General features: G+C 53.2%; 28 protein-coding genes. 18 read left to right on the forward strand and 10 right to left on the reverse strand.

What is annotated here, in order from left to right; all coding sequences use genetic code 11:
• The first annotated feature begins 1 nt into the window (after window position 1).
• From ectA to ACY1JZ_RS09165, 10 genes are all read left to right on the forward strand, one after another.
• Window positions 2-583 (forward strand): diaminobutyrate acetyltransferase, encoded by a 582-nt coding sequence (ectA, locus tag ACY1JZ_RS09120; RefSeq protein WP_462628939.1) that lies wholly within the window; start codon window positions 2-4, stop codon window positions 581-583.
• A gap of 21 nt (window positions 584-604) precedes the next feature.
• Complete coding sequence (gene ectB, locus ACY1JZ_RS09125) at window positions 605-1,882, forward strand: diaminobutyrate--2-oxoglutarate transaminase (protein ID WP_462628940.1); 1,278 nt, start codon at window positions 605-607, stop codon at window positions 1,880-1,882.
• Window positions 1,879-2,256: an ectoine synthase gene (locus ACY1JZ_RS09130; RefSeq protein ID WP_270165128.1), complete on the forward strand. Its 378-nt coding sequence runs from the start codon at window positions 1,879-1,881 to the stop codon at window positions 2,254-2,256. Before ectB ends, ACY1JZ_RS09130 begins: the two co-directional genes overlap by 4 nt.
• Before the next feature lie 37 nt (window positions 2,257-2,293).
• Window positions 2,294-3,205 (forward strand): ectoine hydroxylase, encoded by a 912-nt coding sequence (thpD, locus tag ACY1JZ_RS09135; protein WP_462628941.1) that lies wholly within the window; start codon window positions 2,294-2,296, stop codon window positions 3,203-3,205.
• Entirely contained in the window at window positions 3,202-3,723 is a 522-nt protein-coding gene (locus ACY1JZ_RS09140; RefSeq protein ID WP_270165124.1) for a DUF2179 domain-containing protein, read from the forward strand. Before thpD ends, ACY1JZ_RS09140 begins: the two co-directional genes overlap by 4 nt.
• Window positions 3,724-4,021: 298 nt before the next feature.
• Window positions 4,022-5,158: a DGQHR domain-containing protein gene (locus ACY1JZ_RS09145; RefSeq protein ID WP_462628942.1), complete on the forward strand. Its 1,137-nt coding sequence runs from the start codon at window positions 4,022-4,024 to the stop codon at window positions 5,156-5,158.
• Window positions 5,158-6,309 (forward strand): DNA sulfur modification protein DndB, encoded by a 1,152-nt coding sequence (locus ACY1JZ_RS09150; RefSeq protein WP_270165119.1) that lies wholly within the window; start codon window positions 5,158-5,160, stop codon window positions 6,307-6,309. Before ACY1JZ_RS09145 ends, ACY1JZ_RS09150 begins: the two co-directional genes overlap by 1 nt.
• An 81-nt stretch (window positions 6,310-6,390) precedes the next feature.
• Window positions 6,391-7,272, forward strand: a complete 882-nt coding sequence (locus tag ACY1JZ_RS09155; protein ID WP_462628943.1) for a CAP domain-containing protein — start codon at window positions 6,391-6,393, stop codon at window positions 7,270-7,272.
• 269 nt (window positions 7,273-7,541) lie between these two features.
• Window positions 7,542-8,510 (forward strand): alpha/beta fold hydrolase, encoded by a 969-nt coding sequence (locus ACY1JZ_RS09160; protein ID WP_462628944.1) that lies wholly within the window; start codon window positions 7,542-7,544, stop codon window positions 8,508-8,510.
• 6 nt (window positions 8,511-8,516) lie between these two features.
• The gene (locus ACY1JZ_RS09165; RefSeq protein ID WP_462628945.1) at window positions 8,517-9,185 is read left to right on the forward strand and encodes an SGNH/GDSL hydrolase family protein; all 669 of its coding nucleotides are present in this window, start codon (window positions 8,517-8,519) and stop codon (window positions 9,183-9,185) included.
• Window positions 9,186-9,350: 165 nt separating this feature from the next.
• Here the strand turns inward: ACY1JZ_RS09165 and ACY1JZ_RS09170 are convergent, their stop codons facing one another.
• On the reverse strand, window positions 9,351-10,604 hold the full coding sequence (locus tag ACY1JZ_RS09170) for a methyl-accepting chemotaxis protein (protein WP_270165113.1): 1,254 nt from the start codon (window positions 10,602-10,604) through the stop codon (window positions 9,351-9,353).
• 215 nt (window positions 10,605-10,819) lie between these two features.
• On the opposite strand from ACY1JZ_RS09170, the gene ACY1JZ_RS09175 reads away from it, so the two are divergent.
• Window positions 10,820-11,233 (forward strand): O-methyltransferase, encoded by a 414-nt coding sequence (locus ACY1JZ_RS09175; protein ID WP_270172594.1) that lies wholly within the window; start codon window positions 10,820-10,822, stop codon window positions 11,231-11,233.
• Between the two features lie 63 nt (window positions 11,234-11,296).
• Here ACY1JZ_RS09175 and ACY1JZ_RS09180 read toward each other — a convergent pair whose 3' ends face one another.
• Together ACY1JZ_RS09180 and ACY1JZ_RS09185 are read right to left on the reverse strand one after the other, a co-directional pair.
• Complete coding sequence (locus ACY1JZ_RS09180) at window positions 11,297-12,133, reverse strand: TIGR03943 family putative permease subunit (RefSeq protein WP_462628946.1); 837 nt, start codon at window positions 12,131-12,133, stop codon at window positions 11,297-11,299.
• Between the two features lie 17 nt (window positions 12,134-12,150).
• On the reverse strand, window positions 12,151-13,185 hold the full coding sequence (locus ACY1JZ_RS09185; RefSeq protein ID WP_462628947.1) for a permease: 1,035 nt from the start codon (window positions 13,183-13,185) through the stop codon (window positions 12,151-12,153).
• Window positions 13,186-13,704: 519 nt separating this feature from the next.
• On the opposite strand from ACY1JZ_RS09185, the gene trpS reads away from it, so the two are divergent.
• The gene (gene trpS, locus ACY1JZ_RS09190; protein ID WP_270165107.1) at window positions 13,705-14,691 is read left to right on the forward strand and encodes a tryptophan--tRNA ligase; all 987 of its coding nucleotides are present in this window, start codon (window positions 13,705-13,707) and stop codon (window positions 14,689-14,691) included.
• Window positions 14,692-14,724: 33 nt separating this feature from the next.
• On the opposite strand, the gene ACY1JZ_RS09195 is transcribed toward trpS, so the two are convergent.
• Window positions 14,725-14,907: a hypothetical protein gene (locus tag ACY1JZ_RS09195; RefSeq protein ID WP_462628948.1), complete on the reverse strand. Its 183-nt coding sequence runs from the start codon at window positions 14,905-14,907 to the stop codon at window positions 14,725-14,727.
• Between the two features lie 131 nt (window positions 14,908-15,038).
• Here ACY1JZ_RS09195 and ACY1JZ_RS09200 point away from each other — a divergent pair, with 131 nt between their 5' ends.
• A complete protein-coding gene (locus ACY1JZ_RS09200) occupies window positions 15,039-15,260 on the forward strand; it encodes an alpha/beta-type small acid-soluble spore protein (RefSeq protein ID WP_270165103.1) in 222 nt (73 codons plus the stop codon).
• 306 nt (window positions 15,261-15,566) lie between these two features.
• On the opposite strand, the gene ACY1JZ_RS09205 is transcribed toward ACY1JZ_RS09200, so the two are convergent.
• The gene (locus tag ACY1JZ_RS09205) at window positions 15,567-16,550 is read right to left on the reverse strand and encodes a metal-dependent hydrolase (RefSeq protein WP_462628949.1); all 984 of its coding nucleotides are present in this window, start codon (window positions 16,548-16,550) and stop codon (window positions 15,567-15,569) included.
• 99 nt (window positions 16,551-16,649) lie between these two features.
• On the opposite strand from ACY1JZ_RS09205, the gene ACY1JZ_RS09210 reads away from it, so the two are divergent.
• Window positions 16,650-16,949, forward strand: coding sequence for a hypothetical protein (locus tag ACY1JZ_RS09210; RefSeq protein WP_462628950.1), 300 nt, complete (start codon window positions 16,650-16,652; stop codon window positions 16,947-16,949).
• A gap of 39 nt (window positions 16,950-16,988) precedes the next feature.
• Here the strand turns inward: ACY1JZ_RS09210 and gerQ are convergent, their stop codons facing one another.
• Both gerQ and ACY1JZ_RS09220 read right to left on the reverse strand, forming a co-directional pair.
• The gene (gene gerQ, locus ACY1JZ_RS09215) at window positions 16,989-17,582 is read right to left on the reverse strand and encodes a spore coat protein GerQ (protein ID WP_462628952.1); all 594 of its coding nucleotides are present in this window, start codon (window positions 17,580-17,582) and stop codon (window positions 16,989-16,991) included.
• A 40-nt stretch (window positions 17,583-17,622) separates the two neighbouring features.
• Window positions 17,623-18,045, reverse strand: a complete 423-nt coding sequence (locus ACY1JZ_RS09220) for a cell wall hydrolase (protein WP_270165095.1) — start codon at window positions 18,043-18,045, stop codon at window positions 17,623-17,625.
• Between the two features lie 270 nt (window positions 18,046-18,315).
• Here ACY1JZ_RS09220 and cyoE point away from each other — a divergent pair, with 270 nt between their 5' ends.
• The 3 genes from cyoE to ACY1JZ_RS09235 are packed head-to-tail and all read left to right on the forward strand — an operon-like array spanning window position 18,316 to window position 20,760.
• The gene (gene cyoE, locus ACY1JZ_RS09225) at window positions 18,316-19,173 is read left to right on the forward strand and encodes a heme o synthase (protein WP_462628953.1); all 858 of its coding nucleotides are present in this window, start codon (window positions 18,316-18,318) and stop codon (window positions 19,171-19,173) included.
• 30 nt (window positions 19,174-19,203) lie between these two features.
• Window positions 19,204-19,815, forward strand: a complete 612-nt coding sequence (locus ACY1JZ_RS09230) for an SCO family protein (RefSeq protein ID WP_270165092.1) — start codon at window positions 19,204-19,206, stop codon at window positions 19,813-19,815.
• A gap of 3 nt (window positions 19,816-19,818) precedes the next feature.
• Window positions 19,819-20,760 (forward strand): AEC family transporter, encoded by a 942-nt coding sequence (locus ACY1JZ_RS09235; RefSeq protein WP_270165090.1) that lies wholly within the window; start codon window positions 19,819-19,821, stop codon window positions 20,758-20,760.
• Here ACY1JZ_RS09235 and ACY1JZ_RS09240 read toward each other — a convergent pair.
• The 3 genes from ACY1JZ_RS09240 to ACY1JZ_RS09250 form a co-directional block, all read right to left on the reverse strand.
• On the reverse strand, window positions 20,751-21,125 hold the full coding sequence (locus ACY1JZ_RS09240; protein WP_270165088.1) for a toprim domain-containing protein: 375 nt from the start codon (window positions 21,123-21,125) through the stop codon (window positions 20,751-20,753). The two genes, ACY1JZ_RS09235 and ACY1JZ_RS09240, sit on opposite strands and share 10 nt — an antisense overlap.
• A 124-nt stretch (window positions 21,126-21,249) precedes the next feature.
• Window positions 21,250-21,366, reverse strand: coding sequence for a sporulation protein YjcZ (locus ACY1JZ_RS09245; RefSeq protein WP_270165086.1), 117 nt, complete (start codon window positions 21,364-21,366; stop codon window positions 21,250-21,252).
• Window positions 21,367-21,484: 118 nt separating this feature from the next.
• On the reverse strand, window positions 21,485-22,639 hold the full coding sequence (locus ACY1JZ_RS09250) for an MFS transporter (RefSeq protein WP_462628954.1): 1,155 nt from the start codon (window positions 22,637-22,639) through the stop codon (window positions 21,485-21,487).
• Between the two features lie 281 nt (window positions 22,640-22,920).
• On the opposite strand from ACY1JZ_RS09250, the gene ACY1JZ_RS09255 reads away from it, so the two are divergent.
• Window positions 22,921-23,373, forward strand: coding sequence for a hypothetical protein (locus ACY1JZ_RS09255; protein WP_270165082.1), 453 nt, complete (start codon window positions 22,921-22,923; stop codon window positions 23,371-23,373).
• Window positions 23,374-23,511 lie beyond the last annotated feature (138 nt).

Consider the following 23,511-nt stretch of genomic DNA (forward strand, 5'->3'; position numbering starts at 1 on the left):
CATGAAGGTAGCTATCACGCTGAGAAATTATAACTGCAAGATCAATCTGAAGAGTGGGGAGCGATCCAACATGCTGCACACCGAAGTAAGTCAACTTATTTTGCGGAAGCCGCATAAGCAGGACGGGGCGGCGGTATGGGAGCTGATCGCCAGAGCCGGGACATTGGATCTGAACTCCATCTACTGCTATATGCTGCTGTGCGATCTCTATCGCGATACTTGTATCGTGGCAGAGCGGGACGGGCATCTGCTCGGGTTCGTCTCGGCACTGCGGCCACCGCAGAAGACGCATCATCTGTTCATCTGGCAGGTTGCGGTAGACCCGTCAAGGCGCGGTCAGGGGCTCGGAACGGCGATGGTGACCCGCTTGCTGGAGCAGGTGCGCGAGCAACAGGAGGTTCGCTATATAGAGGCTACCATCAGCCCATCCAATACGGCCTCACGCCGCTTGTTCGAGGCGGTAGCTCGCAGCTATGGGAGTGTGTGCTCCTATGATGGGGAGCGGGGATACCCGGAAGGGCTGTTTCCACCCTCGCAGCCGCATGAAGCCGAGCCGCTTGTGACGATTGGCCCGATACGATAAATCCAATTCAGGAGGGATTCGATGAATCAACTGATGCATAAACGACCGTCAATGAAGGTATTTAATGAGCTGGAGTCCGAGGTTCGCAGCTACTGCCGCAGCTTCACTACCGTGTTCAAGAAGGCAAAAAATGCGAAGCTGTGGGATACGGAGGGCAGGGAATATATCGATTTCTTTGCTGGTGCGGGCGCTGTGAACTATGGGCATAACAACCCGATGCTCAAGCAACGGCTCATGGACTATTTGCAGGAGGACGGCATTACGCACAGTCTGGATATGGCAACCGAAGCCAAGGAAGGCTTTCTCCAGCGCTTCAATCAACTCATCCTCACCCCTCGCGGTCTCAACTATAAGGTCATGTTCCCCGGCCCCACTGGTACGAATTCGGTGGAGAGCGCGATGAAGCTTGCCCGCAAGGTGACAGGCCGCATCCCCATTATATGCTTCACGAACGCCTTCCACGGCATGTCGCTAGGCTCACTGGCAGCAACAGGCAACCACTATAAGCGCAAAGGAGCGGGTGTGCCGCTTACACATACAACCTTTATGCCTTATGACGGTTATTTCGGCGAGGACGTCGATACAGCCGCTTATCTGGAGAAGCTGCTGGATGATCCGGGCAGTGGTGTCGAGCTTCCGGCTGCCGTGCTGCTGGAGACATTGCAGGGTGAAGGCGGACTCCATGAGGCCAGCTCTGACTGGCTGCGCCGGATCGAACGCATATGCCAGGAACGCGGCATATTGCTGATTGTGGACGATGTGCAGATGGGCTGCGGCCGTACCGGAACCTTCTTCAGCTTCGAGCAGGCTGGTATAGAACCCGATGTCGTCTGCCTGTCCAAGTCCATTGGAGGCTTCGGCCTGCCGATGGCATTGACGCTGATCAAGCCGGAGCATGATATATGGGGGCCTGGCGAGCATAATGGCACGTTCAGAGGCAATAATCTGGCGTTCATCGCAGCCTCCGCAGCGCTGGACTTCTGGGTTGATGGCGGATTTGAGCCCGAGCTGGAGCAGAAGGCGAAGGCGATCCGCATGGTGCTGGAGCGGATCCGCGAGGAGCATCCGCAATACGGGATTGAGCTGCGGGGCAAGGGAATGATTCAAGGCATGGCCTTTGCCGACAAGGAGCAGGCGGCTCGACTGTGCAAGGCCGCCTTCGCCAGAGGCATCATCATGGAAACGTCGGGACCCTATGACGAGGTGGCGAAGCTGATGCCGCCGCTTACGATCGAGACCGAGCTGCTGGAGCAGGGGCTGACTGTGATGGAAGAAGCGATGAAGGAGCTGAGGGCATGATTGTCAAGCATTTGGAGGATGTGCTGCACACGGAGCATGATGTCGACACCCCGACCTGGAATTCAAGGCGGCTGCTGCTCAAGCAGGACGGCATGGGATTTGCTCTCAACGATACGATTATCAAGGCAGGGACGCAGACATGGATATGGTACAAACATCATCTGGAGGCCGTCTATTGTATAGAAGGGGAAGGCGAGATCGAGATCGAGGGCGGCCAGACGTACCCGATCCGCCCTGGTATGCTCTATGCGCTCAATGGTCATGAGAAGCACTGGCTGCGCGCCTTCCAGACGATGCGCATGATCTGTGTGTTCAATCCGCCGTTGACAGGGCGCGAGGTGCATGACGAGGAAGGTGTCTATCCGCTTGATTGAAACATAATGATGTAAATTAAAGGAGGATGATTGAAGGATGCCACAGTCCGCATATACATCGTCTCACACAAAGGAAGTCATTGACCACTATCCGTCCCGACAGGCTGACAGGCCGCAGCTACTTCCTCGCAAGGACCCGGTCGTCTATTCGCAATGGAGCAGTGCCGCCCCGCTTGCGCGTGAGCAGTCCCAATTCTATGCGCGCAACGGTTATCTGTTTTTGGAGCAGTTTTTTGGAGAGGAGGAGATTGCAGCCTGGCGCAAGGAGCTGAATCGGCTGCAGGAGCATTACCAACATGTGCCGTCGGATGAGGTCATTCGCGAGCCAGGTGGCAGCGAGGTGCGCTCGATCTTTGCAGTGCATCGCAGCAATGACATCTTTGCACAGGTGGCCTCTCACCCGAAGCTGAAGGCGATTGTGGACTACGTTCTCGGCAGCCAAACCTATGTGCACCAGTCCCGGATCAATTATAAGCCGGGCTTTACGGGCAAGGAGTTCTATTGGCATTCGGACTTTGAAACCTGGCATGTCGAGGACGGGATGCCGTCTATGCGGGCGCTCAGTTGCTCGATTGCGCTGGAGGACAACTATAGCTTTAATGGCGCGCTCATGGTTATTCCCGGCTCGCATCAGCACTTTATCGCCTGTGTCGGCCAGACGCCGGAGGATCACTATAAGGATTCGCTGCGCCGGCAGGAGTATGGTGTGCCTGATCAGGACAGTCTGACTGCGCTTGCGAAGGAGCATGGCATTGACATGCCGGTAGGCAAGGCGGGATCGGTGCTGCTGTTCGACTGCAACCTGATGCACGGCTCGGCCAGCAATATCTCGCCTTATCCGCGCAGCAATGTATTCATCGTCTACAACAGTGTGGATAATCGGCTCCTCACCCCCTATTCAGGGCAGAAGCCGCGTCCTGAATATATTGCCACAAGGGATGAGACATGATCTCTTGGGGACTCGTCGGCTCGATTATTACGATTAACATTGCCTATGTAGCCTGCTTCACGCTGCGTCTGATTCTCGTGGTCAAGGGGCGGCGCGGAGCCGCCTCGCTCTTGTCTATGGTGGAGGTATTCATCTATCTGATCGGATTGAATCTGGTGCTGAACAATTTGGACAGTCCAATCAATATGATTGCGTACTGCATTGGCTTTGGCATCGGGGTCTATGTAGGCAGCCGAATCGAGGAATATCTGGCACTCGGTTATCTGGTCGTTCAGGTCATCGTTGACTCGATCTCGATAGAGCTGCCGAACCGTCTTCGTGATCATGGGTACGGTGTGACGACCTGGCAGGCGGATGGACGGGACGGCAAGCGACTGGTTATGCAGGTGCTGGTGAAGCGCAGCAATGAGCGCCGACTGATGAATACACTGTATCAACTTGCTCCGAAAGCCTTCGTCATCTCACATGAACCGAAGCAGTTCAAGGGCGGCTTCTGGGTGAAGCTGACGAACCGATAGGCCGTATAGTCAAACCCCTCAGGGAGCAGTTCATGCTTCCCAAGGCTCACTGCTCCTCCGCAGGCCTCTGCTTGGCGATAAGCCAAGGCAGGGGCCTGCGTCTTTTTCTCCCCACAGGTGCCATTCTGCTCCGTTTAGACATGATTTCGTAATAAGCGTCATATTTGGGAATAAATCGCCATAGGATGCGCTATGAAGCAACAAAATTGCCGATGTAAATATGTCAGCGGGTTTGGTATACTTATTAATTAGGTAATCAACGTGAGAACTATGATTGATCAAAGGAGTGACCTGTCCATTGGATACTATTGAATCTTTATCCGATCTGATTTCACAGAACAAGAGTCCGTCATACATTGAAATTCCGGGCAAGCTGGCGCGCACATTCGGTCAGACGACGTTGTCCACGACATTGCCCATGAGTAAGCTGTTCTCCATTTATGAGATTGATCTGGAGGTGCAGCGCCAGTTGATCCCGCAAAATCTATCGAAGCTGATGGATTATATCTTGCTCTATCTGGATCATGGGCAGAGCATTTACTTTCCGGGGATCATCCTGTCGGCGCGTGGTGCCGGGCATTACGACGATGCGACCCAGACGATGAATCTGCAAGCGATGGAAAAATGCTATGTCGTGGATGGACAGCACCGTCTGGCTGCGTTTCGCCGGCTGATGGAAACGCTTCAGAGCAATATGGCACGTGCCAAAGACCGCAGGGAATATGAGCGGATGGAGGAAATAACAAGCAAGCTTCGCAAATTATATGATTTCCCTATTTCGGTCATGATCTATCTGGACATCAATGCGAAGCAGGAGCGACAGTTGTTCTCGGATATTAACAAGCTGCCTCGTAAAATTGGGGGCAATCTGGCTGTATTGCGTGATCAGCGCAGATACTATCATGTCATGGCCAGCAACCTGGCTCAGGAATATCCGGTCATGGAGAGCATACCTGTGGATATGTTCTCAGAGCGCGGGAAAGCGCCTGAGTATCTGTGGAGCTACCATCTGCTCATTGAATTAATGGTCGGCTTATTTGAGGGGAGGCTGAAGTCGGCAGCCCGTCACAACGGTTATCATTATACAGAGACCGAGCTGAAGCGCGGGACGGATCAGGCAGCCGATTATTTCAAGCTGATGCTCCGCTTCTTGCCAGCGCCTAGCAAGCAGGAGATCTGCTGGACGGAGAACGTCCAGATTGCTCTGGCGCTGTTCTTCCATGAAGAGGCGTTCAAATCACAGCAGTTCAATGTCTATGCCCTGGAGCATGCGATGCAGATTCTGCCGCATATTCATTGGGATGGCATCTACAATAACGACGAGAAGGATCGTTTGCCGCGCCGCAGCCGTATTATGAAGGCATATCATTACGTGCGTGATTTCTATAATGAGCATCAATTGTTGCTCATCTCGGACAAGGAGGAAGCGGAATAATGGACGGCTTACGATTACAGATGACGATACACCCCTACTGCGAGCGCTACGGCGTGGCTACCGTCTCGCTTCGTGTGCAGGAGCTGCTCAATTATACGGCAATTGATCCGATGGTACAGCGCAAGCTCAGCCCGATGCAACGGCGCAAAATTGCGAATTACTTGCAGGAGAGGGAGCTGGAGCATGTATTCTTCGGGCCGGTCACGCTGTCGCTTAGGCAGGTCAATCAATTGGCACGTGATGGTGCTGATCTGATCTTGCGTCATGGCTCCAAGCTGAGCATTCTCGACGGACAGCATCGTATTCAGGCACTCGGCTACGTGAATGAGCAACTGCTCAAGGAGGTGCGCAAGGTTGAACGCAAGGCCGCGCAGCTGAAGGTCAAATACAGACGTTCACCAGAGGAAGCATCGCTGGTAGAGGAGCTGGAGCAGACCGAGGGTCTGCTGGCAGAGATTGAGGCGCGCCGTCTCGACCTGATGGAGAGCGAGCTGTCTGTGCAACTGTATATTGGGCTGGATGAGGAGGAGGAGAAACAACTGTTTGGAGATATTAACTCCAAGGTACAGCTAGTGAGCAAGGAGCTGGGACATTCCTTCGACTCGACAGACCCGCTCAATCTGGTCATGCAGCAAGTTGCAGACTATAACGAGCTGCTCAAGTCAGCGGGCATCGAACGCCGCAACAATCTTACCGCTTTCAATAAAAATTATACCTGCTTCAGTTGGCTGTATTCGACAGCGACGCTGCTCTTTACAGGGAAGATGCAGCCCTCCTATGAGATGGCGCGCAAGATTCGCAAGGATATTCCGGCTCATATCGAAATCCTGCATCAATTCTTGAATGGAGTATTGCCGCACTTGCCGGAGCAGCCGGGCTTGTCCCAGTATGTCTGCTCGACGCGTGTCGTGCAGGAAGCGATCGCCCTCTATGCCCATGAGTTTCTGTACGCCGATGGAAAATACAACCCGGATTGGACTACCTGTCTAACGGCACTTCATCATATCGATTGGTCGCATGATAATGAGGAGCTGGCCGAGCGGTTCGGACGACTGGACAATGGCAAGATTAACCTGGTGCATGAGAAATCGATGCGGAAGCATTCGCGCATGGCGGAATTCCTTCGTGAGAAATATTTAATCTCCCAATAATTATGGCATGAAATCTCCTATTCATCGTGTTACTATGGGACTCGTCAACAAGACACCCAACAACACGAGGAGGATGATTTCATGAATAAGCGTTTGTTTCGGACGATTGCGGGGACAATGGCAGCAGGCTTGATCGCAGCAGGAGGAATAAGTGCGGGCACGGCATCGGCTGCGCCGAGCGTGAATCTGGTTCCTGTACAATGGACGGTGGACAGCAAAGATTTGGCTGAGCTGCTCAGCCAGTACCATATATCACTGGAACAGTTCACAGGCACCGAAGGGCAATGGCTCAGCGGGTCGTATGTTGTAACGTTTCCGAAGGTAGACTTCACTCTTCCAGGCGCAGGCAATAACACGCAGGGAAAGCCATCTGGCACAACAGGACAGCCGACGGATTCGCAGCAGCATAATGGCTCCGGTTCAGCAGGAACCCCAGCCACGCCAGGCACAGGCAGCACGCCAACTACGCCATCGACAGGCACGGGCAGCACGCCGACTACGCCATCGACAGGTACAGGCAGCACGCCGACTACGCCATCGACAGGTACAGGCAGCACGCCGACTACGCCATCCACAGGCACAGGCAGCACGCAACAGAGCCAATTCACAGCCGAGGTTGTGAGACTGGTTAATGTCGAGCGCGCCAAGTCCGGGCTTCAGCCGCTTGTCTCCGACGATGCACTGGCGAATGTAGCATTGGACAAAGCGAAGGATATGGCGAACAACAACTATTTTAGCCACACCTCGCCTACGTATGGTTCGCCATTTGATATGATGAGCCAATACGGCATTAAGTATTCCTATGCTGGCGAGAATATCGCCAGTGGTCAGCAGTCGCCTGCCCAGGTTATGCAGGACTGGATGAATAGCCAAGGGCATCGCGAGAACATTATGAACGCCAACTTCAAGAAGATTGGCGTAGGCTACTACAATGGACGCTGGGTGCAAATGTTCATCGGCTAACAGCACGCGCCACCGGATTAATAATTTCTAATACTGCCTTATGAGAGTTTTCTCATAGGAATAGCAACATAAAAGCAGAGCAAAAAAGCAGAGGTGCTAAGCCTCTGCCTTTTTGCTTTACAAGCGTGCTTGTTGTCAGTAACATGGAAGCTAGGGCGTGCCTGAGAACTTTGAACGGGTTTTCGGCAGACACGACCCAGAAATACGATGCATCCTCGGTGGTGCCCCATCCAATCACATCAAGCTTATACATAAGGAGTGTAACAACCATGCCATTAATCGACATGCCGATGGAGCAATTGCTGCAGTATGAAGGTACGAATCCAAGACCCGATGATTTTGATGCGTATTGGGAGAGCGCATTGGCAGAAATGAAATCGATTGCAGCTCATGTCGAGCTAGTGCCCGCCTCGTTCCAAGTCCCGTATGCAACATGCTATGATCTATATTTTACAGGCGTTCGGGGAGCGCGGATTCATGCCAAGTATGTTCGTCCGACCCACGTCACGGGCAAGCATCCCGCAGTAATTCAGTTCCACGGCTACAGCGGTCATTCGGGAGATTGGCACGACAAGCTGTCGCTTGCATTCATGGGCTACTCTGTGCTAGCCATGGATTGTAGGGGGCAGGGCGGTCGATCGGAGGATACTGGCGGCGTGAAGGGCAACACGTTGAACGGACATATCATCCGCGGGCTGGATGATCAGCCGGATCAGTTGTTGTTCCGCCATATTTTCCTGGATGCCGCGCAGCTTGCAGGTATAGCGCTGGAGCTGCCGGAGGTGGACCCGGAGCGTGTCTACGCAATGGGCGCCTCACAGGGCGGAGCATTGACGATCGCATGCGCTGCGCTGGAGCCTCGCATAGCGAAGCTGGCGCCGGTGTATCCGTTCCTCTCCGATTATAAGCGAGTATGGCAGATGGATCTGGCGAAGGACGCTTACCAGGAGCTGCGCAGCTACTTCCGCAGCTTCGATCCGCAGCATAAGCGGGAGGATGAGGTATTTACCAAGCTGGGTTATATTGATCTGCAATATCTGGCGCATCGTATTCGTGGGCAAGTGTTATTCGCAGTAGGGCTGATGGACACAATCTGCCCGCCATCCACACAATTTGCCATATACAACAAGATAACGGCACCCAAGCGGCTGGAGATTTACCCCGATTTCGGGCATGAGGATCTTCCAGGCTTTAGAGATATGGCCATTCAGTTTTTCCATAACGACTCATTAGAGTAGGGAAGGATGAAGAAGATGAAGCTGGGGTACAATGACAAATTGGTTATGATTGGGGATTCCATCACAGATTGCGGGCGTGCGCGGCCTGTAGGCGATGGACGGTTCGAGACACTGGGCAACGGCTATGTGAGCGTAGTTGCAGCCTTGCTTCAGTCCACCTACCCCGAGCTGAACCTGCAGATAGTGAATATGGGCATCAGCGGCGATACAGTGCGTGATCTGAAGGCGAGATGGGAGCAGGATGTGCTGGCGTTGCAGCCGAATTGGCTATCGATCATGATCGGAATCAACGATGTATGGCGTCAGTTCGACCAGCCCCATTCAATCGATGTGCATATCGGGTTAGAGGAGTATGAGACGGAGCTGGAGCAATTAATTGTTCAGACCAAGCCGCAGCTAAAGGGACTCATCCTGATGACGCCATTCTATATTGAGCCTCAAGCCGATGACCGGATGCGCAGCAGGATGGATGAATACGGCGCAGTGGTCAAAAAGCTGGCGCAAAAGCACGGAGCAGCGCTGGTGGACACCCAACAGGCATTCAACAAAGTAACCGAGTATATCTATCCGGCTGCGCTTGCCTGGGATCGGGTTCATCCGGGATTGAACGGACATGCCGTGCTGGCACGTGCCTTCTTGCAGTCGATTGATTATGATTATAACAAAAACCTCTAGGGACGACCTAATCGTAAGGCAGATGAATAGGGCGGCCCAGAGTATCTGGTGCCGCCTTATTTTTCAGATACATTTCGTTATGAGAATGACGGTATTTTTGCAGATGATGCGTCGTAATGTAGCAAAAAACGGTAGTGCGTCGTGCATTTATGTACCCTCAGGCAACTAAAATTTGAAGACTTGAATGGTCTTCTGCAGCCGAGTAACGGTGAGCTGCATCGTCTCCGTCTCCTCAACCATCTCCTGCACGGAGCCGATCTGCTCGTTCATTGCTGCCGATACTTCCTCTGTTCCGGCTGCCGACTGCTCCGTTATGGCCGAGATATTCTGTATGGAGCTGGAAATTCTCTGTGCGCTCTCCAGCATGGACTCCATCTCTTGGGAGAAGGAGGCGATCTGCCCCGTAATGAACTGTACGCTGCTTACAATCTCCTGAAAGACCTGCTCCGACTCCAGCAGGCGCTCGTTCTGCTCGCTGACAATCTGTTCATTGGCTTGAATCTTCTCAATGGCATCCTTCACGCTCTGCTCGATGCCGCGAACCAGGCCGAATACCTCCTTCGTAGAGGAAGAGGACTCCTCAGCCAGATTACGCACCTCCTGAGCGACCACAGCGAATCCTCTGCCATGCTCTCCAGCGCGAGCCGCCTCAATAGAGGCATTCAGCGACAGCAGATTCGTCTGCTCGGCAATCTCGGAGATCGTCTTCGTAATCTTCGTAATGCCTTGAGCCTTGCGCGACAGCTCCTCGATGGTGTTAGCAACAATAGCCGTTGCTTCAACGTTCTGACGCATGCTGATGCTCTGGCTCTCCACAGACTGACGGCCCTTCTCAACAAGTGCCAGCGTCAGCTCCGACTGGTGGTTAATTTCTCTGGTCGTTCCCGCGTAGGAGGCAATCTTCTCTTCAATCGCCAAGATGGAATCACTCATGCCAGATACGTCCTCAGAGATTTCATTGGCGCCTACAGCCAGTTCATTGGAGGAGTGTGCGACCTGCTCCATGACTGTCTTCAGGTTGATGTTCTTGTCGAGAATGCTGCGGCTTGAATCCGAGACGATCCGCGAAATTTTCGAGGTCTCATTCAGAATTTCCTTCAGCTTGTCGATCATGCTGTTGAAGGAATGCCCAAGCTCACCGATTGTGCTGTTGATCTCGACTCGTTGGGAAAAATCGCCCTTGGCAATACGGAAGGCTACATCTGTCAGCTCGCTAATCGAATGTGTAATCGTTTTCTCTATAAAGCTGGCGACAGGGTAGGTGATAGCAGCAACAAGCGCAATAATGAGAAGGCTTACAAGAAACGACCCGTCATAAATTCCCGTAACAATCAAAATGGCAATGGAAAACAATAGCCCGATTGCATAGCTGCCGACGACAATTTTGTTGCGGATGGATAATGAATTTAACCATTGCATACGCTGCATCCCCCTTGATTAGACTATCCATATTATAGCACCCTGTATAGGAATAGGTCTATATTTCTAATCAAACCAGATGAACAAAGGTACATAGCCCTAGATTTTCTCCGAGAAAAATGTCTAAAATAGTTGAAATTTCAGATAATTGATTTTATAATGAGTCATGTTTCCTATATGGAAGCAATGTGAAATAAAGGATTTGGAGGTGAATGATGATGGGTTTGGAGGAAATGCCGCTAGCGCGCCAGGTAGATTATGTGTTTCGTGAGCTGGAGGAGGAGCTGACCCATTCGATTGCAGGCACGGTAACGATTCAAATCAGAAACAACGCGATCGGGAAATTCGGTATTAGGCATAATCCGATTGAATATCGCAATGGCGTACCGGAGCAGCAGGAGGCGGGCATGTCAGCGATGCAGGTCAAGGCATTTCGCCAGATGGCAGTAGATGCGCTCAAGCTCAAGCGCAATTGGACACATGGAGAGATTCTGTATGATTTCTCGGTTCGCCCGAACAGCGGCACATGGTCTGCAAGTGTTCAATACGAATCCAATTATAATTCCGCCAATTGGATGTTCCGCTATCAGCCGAAGAACAAGGGGCTGCGCGACCTCAATAACGGATAATGTGTCTTCAAGCCGCAGCATGCCAGGTTTTCCTGAGCCTGCTGCGGCTTCAATAGCATCCTATCAGAACGTATAATCGGGATAAACATAGGGCGTATCGCCCCGCTCGATCTGTGTCAGGCGGGGGGAGCTCAATTGGAGAGTAGGCTTGCCGTTATAGACGGTCAGTTGCAGTGCTCCGGTCGCCTCCAGCCATGTATCGGTAGCATACTTGGCGCCATCTGCTGCTTCTACCAGCAGTCCATAGGGCAGCGCGTCCGCAGAGCAGCAGTTCATGGCGAATCGCCCAATCGCGAACTGTGTGGAGGTCATCGAGGCATCGCGGTACACGAAGCCGCTGATCTGCACCTCTCTTCCCAGGAACGGCTCACGGTACAGATCAAGCGCGGTCAGTGTCTCGATATATTGCGCCTCGGGAATGACGATGGCTCCATGGACAGCATGCAGCTCCTTCGCCAATGCGGCATAGCTTTCCGTGAAGGTGTCATGGGGAAATAAGACAGCTTCATCTGTCCCCACGGGCGAGGATAGAGTGGCCGCTGCGTTCAGGCTCATCCCTTTCTTGGAAGCAAGCGTGCTCTCCAGCGGCGTGTTAGGCAGCAGGAAGCCAAGTGCTAGCGGCAGAATGAACAACGTGTATATCGCGATATTTTTGAGCAGTGAGGGAGAAGGCGGATGCTCGCAGCCGCAGTCGTGTGCGTGCTCCTCCTTGCCCCCTAGGGCACGGAGCGCTGCGTAAACCTGATAGACGGCCGCAGCATACAGCCCGAGTGCCGATAGCTTGACATACAGCTCCATGCGCGGCGCAATATACAGTCCAAGCTGGTCTGTCCTGGCCAGATGGACGATCAGGAAGGCGAAGCCGGATAATATCGCGGCTCGAAGGATGGGATGGAGCATAGCATAACAGCCCCTTTCTAAGAAAAATAAAACCGATTGGCAACGTAGGCGCCGGCGAGCACCAGCACGAAGGTAAGCGCGATAAGCCATAACACAATCTTCACGCGGAAGACCGAGAGCAGCATGAGGGTGTTCTTCAGATCAATCATAGGGCCAAAAACAAGGAAAGCAAGCAGTGCACCCGGCTGGAAGGAACCGGAGAAGGAAGAAGCGACAAAGGCATCCGAGGTCGAGCATAGGGACAGCAGGAATGCGAAGCCCATCATGAATAGGCTGGATACCAGCGGCTGCTCTCCAAGTCCGAGCATCGCCTCACGGCTTACGCTCACCTGAATGGCCGCAGTCAGCAGAGCGCCGAACAGCAAATATTTCCCCATCTCAAAGAACTCGTCGGATGTATGCGCAAGTGCCGAAGCCAGCTTGCCGCGCTGTGCCTTGCGATGCACCATATGGGTATGCGAATGGGCAGGTGAGGAATGGGGATGAGCGTGATGCAAGGCAGGCTGTGCCTGTCGGAGCGGGCTAACCTTCATGTAACGCCATAGCAGCAGGCCGATCGTAATGGTGACGACAAAGGCCAGCCCCATACGCGCATAGGCCATCTCTGGTTGGGAACGAAAGGCCATATACGTAGAAGCATAGACGATGGGGTTGAGGATCGGTCCAGCCAGTATGAAGACGATGCCGATATAGGCCGGCATTCCCTTGCGGATCAAGCGGCGAACGACAGGAATCATGCCGCACTCGCATAGTGGAAACAATAATCCGAGCAGGCTTCCGAACAGCACGCCGCCAATCGGATGCTTAGGAGCCAGCCGCTGAATGGTTCGATCGGATACGAATACCTGCAGCAGCGATGAGACGAGCACGCCGAGCAGGATGAACGGCAGCGCCTCCAGCAGGAGGCTGATGAACAGCATTTTGAAGGATTGGAGTGAGGCAGCGTCGGCTTGAATAAAGCTCAGATCCCGATTCAATACGATGAGCGCCATCAAACCGAGGCATACCAGTGTACATAATGGCGGCCCCCAGCGAAGCACATAGGCTGTCACATAGATCCCTTCTTTCTAGTAAAGATTACGAAGTGAAACGGCGAAATGATCGAATGGGTAGGCGGCAGCTATGCCGCTGACTGAGGATGGAGTATCACTAGTCTATGCTTGTTCAGCGGCAAATAGGACAGGTTAAGCTACTGTATAGCGGCGCTCGTCCCGTGACGATCAGACGCAACGACAGATAGAAGCTTGACAAAACCGTCCAAGAAGATATAATCTGCCTTATATCGATCAATTGGCGATGACAGGAAGAAGTAAGGGTAGATGTCCATGGATGCAGAGAGCCGGCGGTTGCTGCGAGTCGGTGCATGGCGCTATGTCTGAATGGGGCCTGGAGCTGGGAGAGATCCACGTGCGCTTCGCGTTAAGAAGCTGAAGGCTTGCTATGCCGAAGGAACCAGGGGCATTGCAAGCGAATAAGGGTGGCACCACGGTCTTCGTCCCTTGCGGCGAAGGCTTTTTTTGCGTTTATTCTAGGATGAGATTTTTAGGATGAGATGAGGGGGAATACGAATTATGCCAAGAGTGTTATCGGGCATTCAGCCGAGCGGCCAATTGACATTGGGCAATTATATCGGAGCGATGCAAAATTTTGTGAAGCTGCAGGATACGCATGAATGCTTCTTCATGGTCGTAGATATGCACGCCATTACTGTCCCACAGGAGCCTGCTGCCTTGCGTGAGCAATCGGAGGCTGTGGCGGCTCTATTCATCGCTGCCGGCATCGATCCGGCCAAGGCGAGTGTCTTCATGCAATCTCATGTCAGGGCGCATGCCGAGCTGGGCTGGTTGTTCACGACGCTGTCCTATATGGGAGAGCTGGAGAGAATGACGCAATTCAAGGATAAATCTGCAGGCAAGGAGTCGGTGGGCGCAGGGCTGTTCGTCTATCCAACATTGATGGCGGCTGACATATTGATCTACAATGCCGATCTGGTTCCAGTCGGTGATGATCAGAGGCAGCATCTGGAGCTGACACGCGACCTGGCGCAGCGCTTCAACAGCCGCTTCGGCGACTACTTCAAGATGCCGGAGACCTATACGCCCAAGGTTGGAGCCCGGATTATGTCGCTGGACGACGCCTCCAAGAAGATGAGCAAGAGCAATCCGAATCCGGCAAGCTATATTGCGCTGCTTGATCCGCCGGATACGATTCGTAAGAAGCTGAGCAGGGCGACGACAGATTCGGGCCGCGAGGTGCGGTATAATCCGGCTGAGAAGCCGGAGATCAGCAACCTGATGAGCATCTATTCGCATTGCTCCGGTCTGTCTATTGAGGAGATAGAGGCCGCATATGAGGGGCAAGGCTATGGCGCCTTCAAGAAGGAGCTGGCTGAGCATGTCGTATCGGTGCTGGAGCCATTGCAGGCGAAATACCATGAGATTCGCAGCTCTGGCGAGCTGCACCGCATTCTGCGCGAGGGAGCCGAGAAGGCCGCGGCTGTTGCTGACCGCACGGTGCTGGATGTTAAGGAAAGAATGGGCTTTGTATTGCCTCAATAGATGGTGAACACAACAAGGAGCCGGGCATGGGAATCATGCTTGCGGCTCCTTGTTGTGTTTGAATCTGGCTTTAATGACGAAGCCCAATACAATATTGAAGAGGGTCAGTACAAAGAACAGCAGCGCAAGCCAGGCGTTATGGCTAAGTGATACCGCAGTCGCGCTCATGAATACGACGGATAGCAGCGCAAACGCCAACGATAGTGATTTAGGCATATTGAAATCTCTCCTCAAAAAAATATTAAAGTTTTTTTAAAAGCAAGCATAATCTCTTTGTGTCCGAACCATAATAAGCTTGCAAGCTTGCATCACACTATTTCGCAGAGGACGAAAGGAGAAATATCACCATGGCAGGACAATCCCGTAGCAGCAACACCTTGGTAGTACCTCAAGCAACGCAAGCACTGAATCAAATGAAATTTGAGGCGGCTCAAGAGCTGGGCATTCAAATTCCAGCAGACGGATATTATGGTAATATTGCTACACGTGATGCAGGCTCTCTTGGTGGCTACATCACCAGAAAGCTTGTCCAAATCGCTGAGCAGCAACTGGCGGGTCAATCCCGTTAAGCCATTGCCATATATAAACCTAAGCGCCTTGCAGCATCATACGAAAGTATAAGCTGCAGCGAAGCGGTTCTCTCTTCCTTGAAGAGGGAGCCGCTTTTTGGCATATGTTCAAGCTTAGATTGGAGGTGGTACAGTTACAGCAAGCGTATCATTAGCGAAACCTGCCCGTCAAGCATGTCACTTCCTCTATGAGGCGCCTCGTTACAGCAGCATGAAAGAAGCATTAAAGAAAAAGTAATAAAGCCAGACTGCCCGTGTCAGCCTCCTTACAGGAGAGCGTTCAGGGAGTCTGGCTTGCGTAAAGACTTAATACGTGTTCATGCGCAGCCGCTTTTGCAGTCGTTCATCACTGAGCCAGCCTACATAAGAGGCCAGTGTTTTGTAATCCTTGTCCATCATGAGTGTAGCCATAAAAGGGTATTGCTTGCGGTGTCGATAGCGAACATCTGCCCAGCGCACTTCATAGCCCCAACTGAATTCCTTGACTTCCGCGCAGGCAAAGGAGGTCAAGTATAGGAAGGCTTGTACGGAGGAATCGCTGCGTGAGTGAGCAACAGCAGGATGATCCGAGCAGCGGGCGACATCCAGCCAGGCAACCTTGCGGCCATTCCACTCTCCGATGGCATAGCTGCCATCTGTCATCGTCTTGATCAATTGCCAGCGCTGCAGCGAGATGGTGGGAACGAGCAGGTACAGCTCTCCCTCCTTGTAGGACGAATCGAGCTGCGGCAAAGCCATCATCAGCTTGCGCTGCGTGAGTGTCCGCCATACAAAGTAGACGATCAGCCCGCCATACAGGATCGGAAAAATAATCTGAGGCTTCTGCCCAATCACCCATAGCAGCAAGGCGATGACATGGGAGGTGAAGATAACGGGATCAAACAAATGGATGATATTCCAGGAGATCCATTTCTCCGAGAAAGGCCGCATCGCCTGTGTTCCGTAGGCGTTGAACAGATCGGTAACCACATGAACGACGACAGCCAACAGCACCCATGCCATAAGATGCAGCCAAGGCAGCGACCCGCGGTAGATCGCCTGCAGCACGAACGTAATCAGTACCGTCCAAATCGCGATGGCAGGCAGTGAGTGCGAGGCGCCGCGATGGTTTTTGATGTAGGCGGCATTGCCTTTCAGACGGAGCAGACTGTCTGCATCCGGGGCTTGCGAGCCGAGTATTGTGCCAGCCATTACGGCTGCGAATAGGGTCGGGTCACTGGAGACGACCGGATCAATTGTAGCCAGCCCGCCCAGCCCGAGCCCCATTACAAGATGTGTGCCGGAATCCATGCCAAGCCTCCTTCTTGTCCATTCACATGGTATACTAAGCGCATATGATCAGTATTTTCAATTCATGCTCGCATTATGAGAGGAAATGGGGGGAAGACAGTGTATATTTGCTTTGTGGAATATCGGATAGAGGAGCAGCATCTGGAGAAGTACCGCGAGTGTATGGGTAGCTATACCCGGCGGTTCAAGCAACTGCATATATATGAAGGAACAGATCAGGCCGGGCTATTCGTCGAGCTGTGGCAAGCGGATTCGGAGGAGGAGGCTCAGCGCATCAAGGAAGAACGGCTCAGCGCTCGTTCTTCCTTGGCGAATATGACCCAGTGGGTGCCTGGCGGGGCGCAGAAGCTGCATGCATGGGTGTTCCAGCCGATGCGTGGAGTCCGTGCAGAAGATTAGGGAGTGTCTTCCACCTCGCCAAGGGGCATCGTTCATACCCTAGCTGTTCATCGGTGTATCATTCGTAATGGTGCCGCCCTGGAACGGGTATTGGTAATTGATTGGCTCGTCGAAGGTAATATAGTTCAGGTTGAGGGTAAGCAGCAGATAGCGCATATCCGTTACAGGATCGCGTAAAATAATGTGATCGCGACCGGCAGCCAAGATGATGCCTTTGAAAATTTTGGCATTCCATTCGCGGTTGTTCTCATACGTCATGTAGACGGTGGCCATCTTGCCGCGGTTAAGGCGCAGTATATTCTCCACATACGACTCCTCAACTGGAGGAACGGTGACGATCGTGGAGCCGCCCTGCGTGACCACTGCCCCGCTGGGAACGAGTGGCGGCGCCTGTGTGCCCATCATCGGAGAAGTTTGCATGGGCATCGCCGCCGTATTCATGGAGTTGGCCTGGATCGGCATCGCCGCCGCATTCATGGTGTTGGCCTGCATGGGCATCGCCGCGGCATTCATGGTGTTAGCCTGCATCGGCATATAGTAGCCGTGGCCATAGCCTCCCTGATAGGTGGGATAACCTGCTGGCGCCATATAGGCGCCTTGTGTTCCTTTTACAGCGTAACCATTAGACATCATGTGTTCCTCGCTTTCGTGTGCTTAAGTATTGGCTTCAAGCCTAATATACATTCGGGCAATCCTCATAGGTTGGAGCAAAAAAACAGTGGGCTTTGTAGCGACCTGTATTGCTCTGGTCATACCATTGGTCGGGGCAATCTCCTGCGGGCCGGAAGAACCACAGCGCGTTGGAGGCCGGATGCTGCCGTTCGCCGTTAATGACTCGCTGGGCGAGACGAATATCAACATCGCGAGCAGGCTGATAGAAGTATCCTTTTTGCGTAGCCTCGAAGCCCCCCGGATTCTGGAAGACCATATCGGGAATACTGCGTATATTCCTGAAGTCGATGCAGTTGCCTCTTACCCGATTGACGCCGACATTGCCGACCATCAGCATGCCCAGCTCACCCTCGCCTTCGGCCTCTGCGCGCATCAGGCGGGCGAGCATCTTGACTTGCTCGGAATTGGCCTGTATGACTGCCATATTGCTTCATCACACTCGCTTTCCAAGGGATCGTGATCTGTTGTGGGCGAATAACTACAGTGACAGTGTATGTGGCAAGAGGCGAATGGTTCCGCATGAGCCTAAAAATAGTACATGCAAGTCAAATGACGAAATGTTGAACAATGGTAACGAACGTTGTCAAATTTATTTTTTTTCGGTATGATTAAGTCGTTCTAAAAGGCACCCCCGCTTGCGCTTGTACTTTGTGCGTCAAGAGAGTGGGGCTCATGATAACATAGGAGGCTCGCCGTGCTAAAGGATTTGATAGAGCTGACGAAGCCGCGCATATTGAGATTGAATCTGATTGCGGGCTTTGGCGGTTTCTGGGTGGCATCCAAGTGGAATATTGACTGGCTGCTGCTTGTGTACATGCTGATCGGGACTGGGCTCACCATGGCCTCCTCCTGCGTCATTAATAATTATTGGGATCGGGAATTGGATCAGAAGATGGAGAGAACCCGCGATCGGGCGACGGCTACTGGCCGCATCAAGCCGATCGTTGTGCTCTGGTACGGGATTGGACTAGGTATTAGTGGGGTAGTGGTGCTGTTTACCCTTGTTAACCCCCTCACGGGCTGGCTGGGGCTGCTTGGCATGTTTGTATATATTGTCATCTATACGATGTGGCTGAAGCGTTCTTCGACCTGGAGCACCTCAATAGGAGGCATCTCGGGAGCGATGCCGCCGGTTATCGGTTATTGCGCGGTGACGAATACTGTCGATGCCGGGGCGTGGATATTGTTCATGCTGCTGTTCTTGTGGCAGCCGCCGCATTTCTGGTCGTTATCTATTCGGCGGGTAGAGGAGTATCGATCGGCTGGCTTTCCGCTGCTGCCTGTGGTGAAGGGAGTCAACCGGACGAAGCTGCAGATGATTCCGTATGTGCTGCTGCTTATTCCATCCGGGCTGGCGCTCTATTATTATGGGCATGTCGGCTATGTTTATCTGGCGATTACGCTCGTTGCGGGCGTCATTTGGCTCGTGCATACCTTGCGCGGCCTGGCAGCTACGGATACGGACAAGTGGGCGCGGACAAATTTTATTATTTCTATTAATTACTTGATGCTGACATTTCTGGTCATGGTACTGAACACCGTATGGCTGTAAACAGCAGGAGAGGCAGGAGCGGCTGAACAGATGGAATTTATGAAAAGGCATGCATTCAAAATCGCGGTACTTGCGCTGTGCGCGCTGATGGGCATCTATCTGCTGTCCACAATGAATCTTGGGGGAGAGCCGCTGAAGAAGATGGGGCCTGCGCCTGCTTATGAGATGCAGGATGTGGAGGGCAATACCGTCTCGCTGGAGAGCACGAATGGCAAGGTAAGGCTGTACTATTTCTATTTCTCTTATTGCCCGGATGTATGTCCGCCAACGACCGCGCAATTGGCCAAGGTGCAGGAGGCGATGAAGAAGGATGGCGGATTTGGCGATCAATTTCTGATTCAGCAGATAACAATTGACCCTAATCGCGATACGCCGGAACGAATCAAGGACTATGCATCCAAATTCGAGGCGGATTTTGCCGGCTGGAAGTTTCTGCGTGGGGAAGAAGCTGCCACACATGCGCTAGCCAAGGAGTATGGCGTGACGGTAATTAAGGCCGATGAGCAAACCTTCTCTCATACGAACTACTTCATTCTGGTCGATCAGCAAGGTGAGGTTCGACGGTATATCAAGGCCGATGAAGAGACCGATATGGATCAGGTGGTGAAGGATATCAAGCGGCTCATCAAGGAACAGGAATAGCCGATGGATATTTTTGCACACATTCTCCTTCGCAACATTTTGCCGCTTACAGTGATGATCGCCATCGGGATCGTGCTGCAGCGGTCTTTTTCTTTGGATATTAAGACGCTGTCCAAGCTGAATTTTTATCTGTTCTCCCCAGCGATTATCTTCAAGCTGCTCTATACGACAGATATATCCTTCTTAGTCATCGGTTACGTGCTCTTGTTCTTCTGTATATTCATGGTACTGCAATATGCGGCAGCGGAGGTGGTGATCCGGCTGCGCGGCATCCAGGGAGGCAAGCGCGCCGCGCTGCGCAACGGCGTTCTGTTCTATAACAGCGCCAATTATGGCATCCCGCTCAATCAGCTAGCCTTTGCGGGCAATCCGCAGACGCTCGCTATTCAAGTCATTATTATGATGATGCAATCGCTCATCCCCAACACCTATGGCATCTACAGCGTCAATTCTCATCGCAGCGATCTCCGCGCCATCCGCAAGACGATTCTGTCGATGCCAGTCATCTATGTCATTCCACTGGCCTTCGCCTTGCGCGGGCTGGAGGTCAGCCTGCCGGTATTCATCGAGACGCCGGTGGACTACCTGGCGAATGCGTTTCTGGGCACGGCGATCATCACGCTTGGCGTTCAGCTTGGCAGCATGTCCTGGCGGCTCAGCCGATCGCTCCTCGTTGATATTGGGCTGGTCTGCCTGCTTCGCCTCGGTGCGGGACCGGCGCTGGCGGCGCTCGTCATCTGGGCACTAGCTGCTATGGGCATGCAGTTGCCGCCGCTGATGAGCGCCGCGCTGATCGTATCCTCGGCGGTGCCGACCTCGCTAAGCAGCGCGTTGCTGGCAGTCGAGTTCGACAACGAGCCGGAATTTTCCTCCCAGGTCGTATTTGCCTCCACCATGCTGAGCATCTTCTCCGTTACGCTCGTCATCTGGCTGCTTCAGATCTGATCCTCCTTGCTCCATTGCAGGGAGGGCTCCGCTGGCGGATAGACAATATACGCCTCCAGGCCAGCCTTCTCCAGTTGCTCGATCAGATAAGCCTCCGGCGTTGATTCTACGCCGGGGTATCCGCGGCGAGTATAGATATGAACGGCATCGGGGAACGTGTCGCGCAGCAGATAGCGAATTCGTTTGCCGGAGGCGTCATTATCCATGAACAAGTAAACGTCCTTGCTGCCTACCTGCTTCTGCAGCAGGGCGATCTGCTTCGTTCCCGGCGTGCCGTAGGTGCAGTAGACGGGCACATCCTCCAGCAGCACCCGGCGCAGGCGGCTGCGATCATTCTTCCCCTCGACGATGATGGCTATATCCAAGATGCGTCCCCCCTTTGTGTTACTATATATTATATCCTGCTTGTCACATAAAAAAAGGGTCTGCCGCAGGCAGACCAATAGGTTGGAACAATTGAGTTGGGTGTGAAGGAGAGCAGCAGGGCAATTAGATGAATACAGTGCGTGTGATAATGACCAGCAGGATGAACAGAACGAGAATTGTGCCAGTGGACGTCCAGAACGCTCCGCCTACACCAGGGCCACAAGGATCTACATAGGACATGGAAGTCACCCTCTCCAGAAAGTAGATGTCTCTGGCCTGCAGGCTCGTAAGCCTGTGACCATTGAACATACCATATCGTATGACAGACAGGATAATCGGTGTGGTGCAAATACCCAGTTCATGTAAAATGGGTACGTGCGGAGGCGGAGCCGGTGCGATGGAACGGCAGGATCATAACGGACAGCATGAGCGCGATAAAGGCGATGAAGTAAGGCGAGATGGAATCGCGCAGTTGCCCGGCCAGCAAAGGGCCAAGGAACGCGCCAATCGAAAAGGCGATGGACAGAATCGAGAAGGTTCGTCCGTAGCGCTTGCCGCCGCTCAGCTCGATAAGCAGCGAGGATAGCGCCGGGAATATGACGCCCTTGCACATACCAAGGAGCAGCAGCATGATCGCAAGCGGCAGCTCGCTGTGCGCAGCCATGAGGAAGTAAGTCAGCGCCAGGCAGATGGCGCCTAGCAGGGAGCGGTAGTAGGGCGAGTAGCGATTGAGAAAAAACATGCTCAGTGTAATCAGCGAGCCGAAGCTGACGAGCGAGAACAGCAGGCCTGTCGTCATCAGCGCATCGGATGTGAAGGCCATCAGCGGCAGCTCGAACGACAGGATGCCTTGCGCGCATGCCATGGCCACCGGAAGCGTATAGATGAGCCAGGGAACGGTGGTCTCGACGCCAGCCGCCGCAGCGGAGCTATCAGGCACCACCGCCGCGGAGTTGTCCGGGGCATCCTTATCATTATGGAGAAACAGCATCGCGCACAAAGAGACGACAATCAGAATCCAGCCAAGGAGATAGAAGGCATGGGTGAAGCCGATCTGTGCCACCAGGAAGGCGCCGGCTGCTGGCGAGACGACGGAAGCCAGATTATGGACAACGCCGTTGCCTGCCATCAGCTTGCCTTGCTCCAGTTGATTGCGTGCCATCTTGGCGAGCATCGCCATACAAGCAGGAGACAGGAAGGCGAGCACGAAGCCGCTGATCGAACGCAGCACCAGCAAATGCCATGGATTGGACACTTGCGCCTGCAGCAGCAGGACAACGCCGGCCAGCAGCAGGCTGCAGACGATGAACAATCGGCTTCCATAGCGATCTACACTATATCCTGCAATCAGATTGCCTGGTAGATGCGTAATGGAATACAGTCCCATCATCAGTCCGATAAAGGACGGGGCTGCTCCAAGCGACAGCGCGAACGGCGTCAAGATCGGATATTGGGCATGCAGATCAAAGAAAGCGACAAATAAAAACAAGTAGAGCCAGATTGCAGTTTTCAAGAGAACTCCCTCCTAGCGGTCCCTTCCAGTGATTGCAGGCGCATTGCTCCCCGGATCGCAGAGCTTCGGGCAAAGGCACTCGCCAGCGCACACGCCAAAGGCGTCTGTACTAACTTGTACGTCGGAAGCGGACGGGTTATGCCTCATGCTTTCTTGGGGCAGCGAGGACACTGCTTTGGAGCGTCCCTCCGACTGAGGTCCGTTTACGCCTGATGGGCGCTGGGTTATAATGTGTAATAGCCTGCAATAGCCACAATTTGGATGATAGGGGGAAACGGAAAATGGATTATAATTGGGAGACATGGAAGCTGTTCCTGCAGGAGAACTGGATCATGCTGCTCGCGGCGCTGGTCGTGCTGCTGATCGTCATACGGATCGTTCGCACGGTGGTGAAATGGGCCATTGTTGCTGTTATTGTGCTCGTTATTATTGTATACAGCGGATATACGCTGCAGGATTTGAAGGATGGGGTAGACAGTCTGAAGGATATGGGGACGCAGGTTACTGAGAATCTGAAGCAGGAGGTCTACAGCCTTGTCAAGAAGGAAGCTGCTGACGCGGTCTATTCGGTTCAGAAGGATGGAAGCTTTAATGTCAAAAGCAAGAACATCGAGCTGAGCGGGAAAGCGGGCGAGCAGGAGGTTGCTGTGAGTCTGCGCGGACTGCCGCTAGGCACATGGAAGCTGGATGAGACATTGCAGGGAATGATTAATGAGGCCAAGCGCAATGGATAGCCTCTTGACTCAAGACGTCTGATTACCGCAGCAGCTCTCTGCCGGTTCGAAAGGTAGCCCGTAGGGAGCTCGGATGTAAGCTGCCAGGATGCGGCTTACGGATTCCTTGCGGATGACTGCAAGAGGACGGGCCTAGTG

It is taken from the genome of Paenibacillus sp. J5, assembly GCF_054955055.1.